This is a genomic window from Pseudomonas sp. Sample_9 (assembly GCF_004307535.1).
Lineage (GTDB): Bacteria > Pseudomonadota > Gammaproteobacteria > Pseudomonadales > Pseudomonadaceae > Aquipseudomonas > Aquipseudomonas mercuritolerans.
Genome location: NZ_RAZO01000118.1, coordinates 1 through 6,398 on the forward strand (window position 1 = coordinate 1; position 6,398 = coordinate 6,398).

At 60.8% G+C, this 6,398-nt stretch carries 10 protein-coding genes; 4 read left to right on the top strand and 6 right to left on the bottom strand.

Annotated elements, in window-relative coordinates:
- The first annotated feature begins 51 nt into the window (after positions 1-51).
- From D6877_RS06390 to D6877_RS06405, 4 genes are all read left to right on the top strand, one after another.
- A complete protein-coding gene (locus D6877_RS06390; RefSeq protein ID WP_178083644.1) occupies positions 52-501 on the top strand; it encodes a hypothetical protein in 450 nt (149 codons plus the stop codon).
- Positions 498-695, top strand: a complete 198-nt coding sequence (locus D6877_RS06395) for a hypothetical protein (RefSeq protein ID WP_130910235.1) — start codon at positions 498-500, stop codon at positions 693-695. Before D6877_RS06390 ends, D6877_RS06395 begins: the two co-directional genes overlap by 4 nt.
- 127 nt (positions 696-822) lie before the next feature.
- A complete protein-coding gene (locus D6877_RS06400; protein WP_130910236.1) occupies positions 823-1,839 on the top strand; it encodes an ABC transporter substrate-binding protein in 1,017 nt (338 codons plus the stop codon).
- A gap of 92 nt (positions 1,840-1,931) precedes the next feature.
- Entirely contained in the window at positions 1,932-2,372 is a 441-nt protein-coding gene (locus D6877_RS06405; protein WP_130910237.1) for a DUF3995 domain-containing protein, read from the top strand.
- A gap of 114 nt (positions 2,373-2,486) precedes the next feature.
- Here D6877_RS06405 and D6877_RS06410 read toward each other — a convergent pair whose 3' ends face one another.
- The 6 genes from D6877_RS06410 to mbhE form a co-directional block, all read right to left on the bottom strand.
- Complete coding sequence (locus tag D6877_RS06410) at positions 2,487-2,849, bottom strand: Na+/H+ antiporter subunit G (protein ID WP_041480808.1); 363 nt, start codon at positions 2,847-2,849, stop codon at positions 2,487-2,489.
- Positions 2,846-3,124: a K+/H+ antiporter subunit F gene (locus D6877_RS06415; protein WP_071172757.1), complete on the bottom strand. Its 279-nt coding sequence runs from the start codon at positions 3,122-3,124 to the stop codon at positions 2,846-2,848. The genes D6877_RS06410 and D6877_RS06415 overlap by 4 nt, the downstream gene beginning before the upstream one ends.
- Positions 3,121-3,609, bottom strand: a complete 489-nt coding sequence (locus tag D6877_RS06420) for a Na+/H+ antiporter subunit E (RefSeq protein ID WP_130910238.1) — start codon at positions 3,607-3,609, stop codon at positions 3,121-3,123. The genes D6877_RS06415 and D6877_RS06420 overlap by 4 nt, the downstream gene beginning before the upstream one ends.
- Entirely contained in the window at positions 3,606-5,285 is a 1,680-nt protein-coding gene (locus tag D6877_RS06425; RefSeq protein ID WP_130910239.1) for a monovalent cation/H+ antiporter subunit D, read from the bottom strand. The genes D6877_RS06420 and D6877_RS06425 overlap by 4 nt, the downstream gene beginning before the upstream one ends.
- Positions 5,282-5,626, bottom strand: coding sequence for a Na+/H+ antiporter subunit C (locus D6877_RS06430; protein ID WP_016775082.1), 345 nt, complete (start codon positions 5,624-5,626; stop codon positions 5,282-5,284). The genes D6877_RS06425 and D6877_RS06430 overlap by 4 nt, the downstream gene beginning before the upstream one ends.
- A partial coding sequence (gene mbhE, locus D6877_RS06435; RefSeq protein WP_277751474.1) for a hydrogen gas-evolving membrane-bound hydrogenase subunit E occupies positions 5,626-6,398 on the bottom strand: 773 nt, incomplete at its 5' end. The genes mbhE and D6877_RS06430, both read right to left, overlap by 1 nt.

A 6,398-nucleotide genomic window follows, 5' to 3' on the forward strand; every position in this document is an offset into this window, starting at 1 on the left:
GCACGGTTTTTCAAATGTGGGGATGTTTCTTTGGCAGTCAGTAACCTCGATATGCATGCTTTGTTCGTGCTGGGTGATTTGCGTGCAAAGCTGGTCAAGCAATTTCAATCACGTTTTGTTTACATCACCGAGCAAAACGCAGAAGGCATTTACATCGCCGAAATCGATACCGAAAGTGCATTGGTGGTCGATGACAAACCGGGGCTCAAACTGAAGGTTGGCGACCATTTCATTGCGTCCGTTCTGCCCAGCCGCGAAGGCGGCAAGATGGACATTCGTTTTCGCGACATCAAACTGACGGTCTACGGCTTGGGCGACTACGCCTTCGTCAGTACGGCCGATGGTCACGCGATCCTGTTCAAGGAAGGCCATAACGTGGTGACCGTGTTCGCCGCCAATGAGCAACTGCAGGAAGGCCTGACCAAAACCTTGAAGGCGGTCACCGCCAAGGCCGCCAAATGGCGCAAGGGCGAATTGGTGACCTTCAAGGCCAGCGAGTGAAGCGCGCAGACTTTCATTCGCAAAATCTCGACAGTGCACGCGTCGAAGCGCAGCGTTTGTTCGCCCGCAAGGCTGAACTGCAAGGAGCCTGGCTTGGTTGGGTTGCGTCGCAGATTTATGCGTTGCAACCGGCGGCTTACGCCAGCATGGTCAGGCGTGAGCTGCAAAGCCTGCAGGAAAACTCTGAAACGTAGCCCCGTGCGCAGCAAACCCCGGAAAAAGCAGGAACCTCGGCTAAAGTCAGTTGACTGAGTTATTCAGAGGCTTGCGCTCCCGTCAGGCCAGACTTGCCATAGCTGTGAACAGCACGAGGTGCAATGCATGAACGGATTTCGACGGTTACTGGCCGCCAGCGTGGCCACCTTCGGTTTGCTGACGTCAGCGCAATCGCTGCAGGCGGCACAGGCGCCGATCCACTTTGCCGACCTGAACTGGGAAAGCGGCAGCCTGATCACCGAGGTGCTGCGGGTGATCGTCGAGAAAGGCTACGGCTTGCCGACCGATACGTTGCCGGGTACCACCATTACCCTTGAAACCGCGCTGGCCAACAATGACATCCAAGTGATTGGAGAGGAGTGGGCCGGGCGCAGTCCGGTCTGGGTCAAGGCCGAAGCCGAGGGCAAGGTCGTCGGTCTGGGCGATACGGTAAAGGGTGCCACTGAAGGCTGGTGGGTGCCGGAATACGTAATCAAGGGCGACCCGGCCAAAGGCATCAAGCCGCTGGCGCCGGATCTGCGCAGTGTCACTGATCTGAAGAAATACAAGGACGTGTTCAAGGACCCGGAAAGCCCGGGCAAAGGGCGTTTCCTCAACAGCCCGATCGGCTGGACCTCGGAAGTGGTCAACAAGCAGAAGCTCACGGCGTATGGCTTGCAGGACGACTACACCAACTTCCGCAGCGGTTCCGGCGCTGCGCTGGATGCCGAGATCAGCTCTTCGATTCGTCGCGGCAAACCAGTGCTGTTCTATTACTGGTCGCCGACGCCACTGCTTGGCAAATTCAAACTGGTGCAACTGGAAGAGCCGCCGTTCGATGCCGAGGCGTGGAAGACGCTGACCGACGCCGATAACCCCAATCCAAAGCCCACCCGATCGCTGGCATCCAAGCTGTCGATTGGCGTGTCTACGCCGTTTCAAAAGCAGAACCCGCAAATTGCCGAGTTCTTCAGCAAGGTCGATTTTCCCATCGAGCCGCTGAACAAGGCACTGGCGGAGATGAGTGACAAGCACACCGCGCCTCGTGAGGCGGCGGTCGCGTTCATGAAAGCGCATCCGGATGTGTGGCAGGCGTGGCTGCCCAGGGATGTGGCTGACAAGGTGACGGCTGATCTGAAATAACGCGGTTAACGCAGTGCACCGCCGACCGGTCGTGCACGGCCAAAAAATCCGACTACGATGGTTTGTTCAAATCCCTTTGAAGGATTTCAACCATGACCTTTGTGTTGGCTCAATGGCTGGTGACTGTGTTCGCAGCGATCGGCCTGATGCATGTGTATTGGGCGTTGGGTGGGCAATGGGCGGCTGCGGTGGTGGTGCCGCAGGTGCCGGTGTCGGGCTTCGTCGCCACGGTCCGCCCGGCCTTCAAGCCCTCAGGCTGGGTGACGCTGGCAGTCGCCGCTGCGCTGCTGGTGATTGCAGCGCTGGTTTGCATGCGGGTCGGTTGGGGCGTGCCGGCGGTGCAGCATAAGGCACTGCAATGGGTGATCAGTGCAATTGCGTTGCTGATGTTCGCCCGAGCGATCGGAGATTCGAATCTGGTCGGATTTTTCAAGGAAGTGAAGGATTCGCGATTCGCGCGGCTGGATACCTGGGTGTACTCGCCGTTGTGTGCGCTGCTGGGGGCGGGGTTGTTGGCAGTAGCGTGGGTTTGAGCCGATCCGGAATTGGCGATGCCCCGACTGGCCTCTTTGCGAGCAGGCTCGCTCCCACAATGGAGGGCGCGTTCCTACTGTAGCGATGGCGCCATCACAGGCGCCACAAAATCATCAGTTACCACTTTCAGTCTGACGACTGCTCACCTCGGCCGGCACATCATCCCCGGCCATCCGCTTGCGGAACAACGCCGCCCGCGCCAGCAGCAGGGTGGTCACCGGCACGGTGATAGCCAACAGAACCGGAATCAGCCAGGCATGCACCACCGGCCCGGACTTCAGCGCTGAAAAACAGATGATCGAGGCCAACGCCACGCACCAGGCCCCAATCGTCGAGGCCAGCGCCGGAGGATGCATGCGCTGGAAGTAATCCTTCATGCGCAGCAATCCGGTTGCACCCAGCAGGGTAAACACGCCGCTGAGCACCAGCAGCACCGCCACCGGAATCTCGACCCACAAAGACAATTCGGCATTCATTCGATCACCTCGCCACGCAGCAGGAATTTCGCCAGGGCAAACGAGCCGACGAAGCCGAACAGCGCGATCAGCAGCGCCGCTTCGAAGTAGGTGTCACTGGCGTAACGGATGCCCAGGGTCAGCATCATCAACATCGCGACGATGTACAGATAATCCAGCGCCAGTACCCGATCCTGTGCTGACGGGCCTTTGAACAGGCGCACCAGGGTCAGTGCCATTGCCAAGCAGTACAGAAACAGCGTCAGCAGAATCGCATTCGACAGCAATGGGCTCATTCGAAAATCTCCATCAACGGCCGCTCGTAAGTGCTTTTGAAGTGCTCGATGAACTGCGCTTCGTCGTGCAGATCCCAGACGTGCAGCAACAGAACGCTGCGGTCCAGCGCCAGTTCCGACCATACGGTGCCGGGCACCACGGTGCAGATCATCGCCAGTGCCGCAAGGCCGTGGGCATCACGCAAGTCCAGAGGCACCTTGATAAAGCACGAGTTGGGCGGACGACGCCCGGCGTTGAGTACGCCCCAGGCGACGATCAGGTTGGACATGATGACGTCGCGGCCGACCAGGAAGAACAGACGCAGGATGGCGATGGGGTTGCGGATGCGCGCACGTTTCGGCCGCAATTTGCGCATCATCAGCGGCGCGGCGAAACCCAGCGCGGCGCCGAGCAGCAGGTTGCCCGGGCTGACCGACAGGTTCAGGGTCAGCCACAGAATCCACAGGGCCAGCGATAACCACGGAGCCGGAAACAGTCGATTCATGGCTGCACCTCGAGCATGTCGGCTCTGGCTTGCGGGCTCGGCACCGCACGTGTGCCAAGCACGGCCAGCACATATTGCTGCGGATTGTTCAGGGCATCGGCCGTGGCCTGGGTGTAGCGCAGCAGCGGCTCAGCCTTGAACGTCAAGACAATGCTCAGCCCGAGCAGGAGGAAAATCGGCGCGCACTCAAGCTTGCGCAGCAACGGCGACGGGCGCTCTTCGGGCGTCCAGAAGCGCTGGATACCGAGGCGCGAGAAAGCCATGAGGGAGGCCAGACCGGTCAGGATCAACAGCGCCAGCAATCCCCATGTGCCGGGAGGCAGCGGCGCCGCAGTGCCAAGTCCCAACGGGTTGAGCAGTGCGCCGATCAGGCTGAGCTTGCCGATGAACCCGGACAGCGGTGGCATGCCGATGATCAAAAGTGCGCAGGCGATAAAGCTCAAGCCCAGGAAGGCCATCGTCCATGGTATGACCTGGCCGACCACGGCTTTCTGTTCGTCGTCGAGGTTGATGCCCTTGGGCGGTTGCAGCGACTCCTGCGGGCGCGGCAGCAGTTCGCTTTCGTCTTCAAGCGGAATTTCGTTGGCCGAGCGCGAGCGCTCGATCAGTTCGGCGAGCATGAACAATGCACTCAGCGCCAGGGTCGAGCTGACCAGATAGAACAGCGCAGCGCCGACCAGGTTGGGCTGAGCGAAACCGATCGCCGAGAGCAGGATGCCCGCCGACACCAGGATGCTCAGGCTGGCCATGCGCTCCAGGCGTTGCGCGGCGATAATCGCCAGCCCTGCGCAAGCCATGGTCGCCATGCCGCCGTAAATCAGCCAGTCGCCGCCGAAGAATGCCGAGGCGCCGGCCTGACCGGAAAACAACAGGGTCCATAGGCGCAGCAGGGTGTAGACGCCGACCTTGGTCATGATCGCAAACATCGCCGCCACTGGCGCGCTGGCCGAGGAATAGGCGGGCACCAGCCAGAAGTTCAGCGGCCACATCCCAGCCTTGGCCAGAAACGCTACCGCTAGAATCCCTGCCCCAGCGTGCAGCAAGCCACGGTCGGCTTCCGGCACCAGCGGGATCTTCATCGCCAGATCGGCCATGTTCAGCGTGCCGGTCACTCCATAGATCAACGCAGCGCCGATCAGGAACAGTGACGAGGCCAGCAGGTTGATCGAAATGTAATGCAACCCCGACGACACCCGCGCTCGGCCCGAACCATGCAGCAACAGACCGTAGGACGCGGCGAGCAACACTTCGAAGAACACGAACAGGTTGAACAGATCCGCCGTCAGGAACGCGCCATACAGGCCCATCAACTGAATCTGGAACAGTGCGTGGAAACTCGACCCGGCGCCGTCCCAGCGGGCCATGGCAAACAGCAGGGCGCTTACGCCGATGACGCCGGTCAGCACCAGCATCAGTGCCGACAGGCGATCAACCACCAGAACGATGCCGAACGGTGCCTGCCAGTTGCCCGGCAGGTACACACCGATGGATCCCGGCACGCCGGTGGTCTGCGTCCATTGCAGCAGCATCACTGAAATGAACAGGCCGAGGAGGCTGGAGAACAGATTGATTTTCGCCTTCAGCGGCCGGTGCTTCTCGCCGAGCATCAGCATGATCGCAGCCGTCAGCAGCGGCAGCAGGATCGGTGCAGCGATCAGGTGAGTCATCGCCATCATTCTTTAGGCTCCCGGCCGTCGACGTGGTCGGTGCCGGTCAGGCCGCGCGAGGCGAGCAATACGACGAGGAACAGCGCGGTCATGGCGAAGCTGATGACGATCGCCGTCAGTACCAGCGCCTGGGGCAGCGGGTCGGTGTAATGCAGCAAGTCCTGGGTCACGCCGTCCTTGATCACCGGCTCTTTGCCGATGAACAGGCTGCCCATGCTGAAAATGAAAAGATTGACCGCGTACGACAACAGGCACAGGCCCATTACGACCTGAAAGGTTCGCGGCCGCAGGATCAGCCAGACCCCGGACGCGGCAAGAATGCCGATGGCGATTGCGATGACTTCTTCCATCAGACGGCTCCTTTGCTGGCGACGGACTTGGGCAGCGATGCAGTCTTGTGACCACGCACCGATTGGTGGGCGAGGGCGGTGAGGATCAACAACGTCGATCCGACCACCACGGCGTACACGCCGATGTCGAAGAACAGCGCACTGGCGATATGGATATCGCCGAGCAACGGCACGCTGATGTGCCAGGTGTGAGTGGTCAGGAACGGATAGCCGACCAGCATCGCACCGAGACCGGTAGCGGTGGCGAACAACAGTCCGGTGCCCATCCAGCGCAATGGGCGCAGGCTCATTTGTGCCTCGACCCACTGCGTGCCGGCAACCATGTATTGCAGGATGAACGCCACCGACATCACCAGCCCGGCGACAAAACCGCCGCCCGGTTGATTGTGGCCACGCATGAACAGGTAGAACGACACCACCAGCGCGACAGGCAGCAGCAGGCGCACCAGTACCGCTGGCACCATCATGAAGCCGAGCGCGGTGTCGCTGGCCGAACGCGGGTTGACCAGATCGGTGACCACGTCCGGTGCCAGCAGACGTTGCTGCGCCGGCAATTGCAGGCTTTCCTTCGGCGGGCGGAAACGACGCAGCAGGGCGAATACGGTCAGCGCCACGGCGACCAGCACGGTAATTTCGCCGAGGGTATCGAAACCACGGAAGTCCACCAGCATCACGTTGACCACGTTGCTGCCGCCGCCTTCGGGCAGGGCGCGGCTGAGGTAGAAAGAGGAAATGTGGTTCGGCGTCTGCCGGGTGAGCATGGCGTAGGACA

Coding starts and splice junctions, on each gene's coding strand:
- D6877_RS06390 (WP_178083644.1), top strand. CDS start 52: ATGCATGCTTTGTTCGTGCTGGGTGATTTGCGTGCAAAGCTGGTCAAG.
- D6877_RS06400 (WP_130910236.1), top strand. CDS start 823: ATGAACGGATTTCGACGGTTACTGGCCGCCAGCGTGGCCACCTTCGGT.
- D6877_RS06405 (WP_130910237.1), top strand. CDS start 1,932: ATGACCTTTGTGTTGGCTCAATGGCTGGTGACTGTGTTCGCAGCGATC.
- D6877_RS06410 (WP_041480808.1), bottom strand. CDS start 2,849: ATGAATGCCGAATTGTCTTTGTGGGTCGAGATTCCGGTGGCGGTGCTG.
- D6877_RS06415 (WP_071172757.1), bottom strand. CDS start 3,124: ATGAGCCCATTGCTGTCGAATGCGATTCTGCTGACGCTGTTTCTGTAC.
- D6877_RS06420 (WP_130910238.1), bottom strand. CDS start 3,609: ATGAATCGACTGTTTCCGGCTCCGTGGTTATCGCTGGCCCTGTGGATT.
- D6877_RS06425 (WP_130910239.1), bottom strand. CDS start 5,285: ATGATGGCGATGACTCACCTGATCGCTGCACCGATCCTGCTGCCGCTG.
- D6877_RS06430 (WP_016775082.1), bottom strand. CDS start 5,626: ATGGAAGAAGTCATCGCAATCGCCATCGGCATTCTTGCCGCGTCCGGG.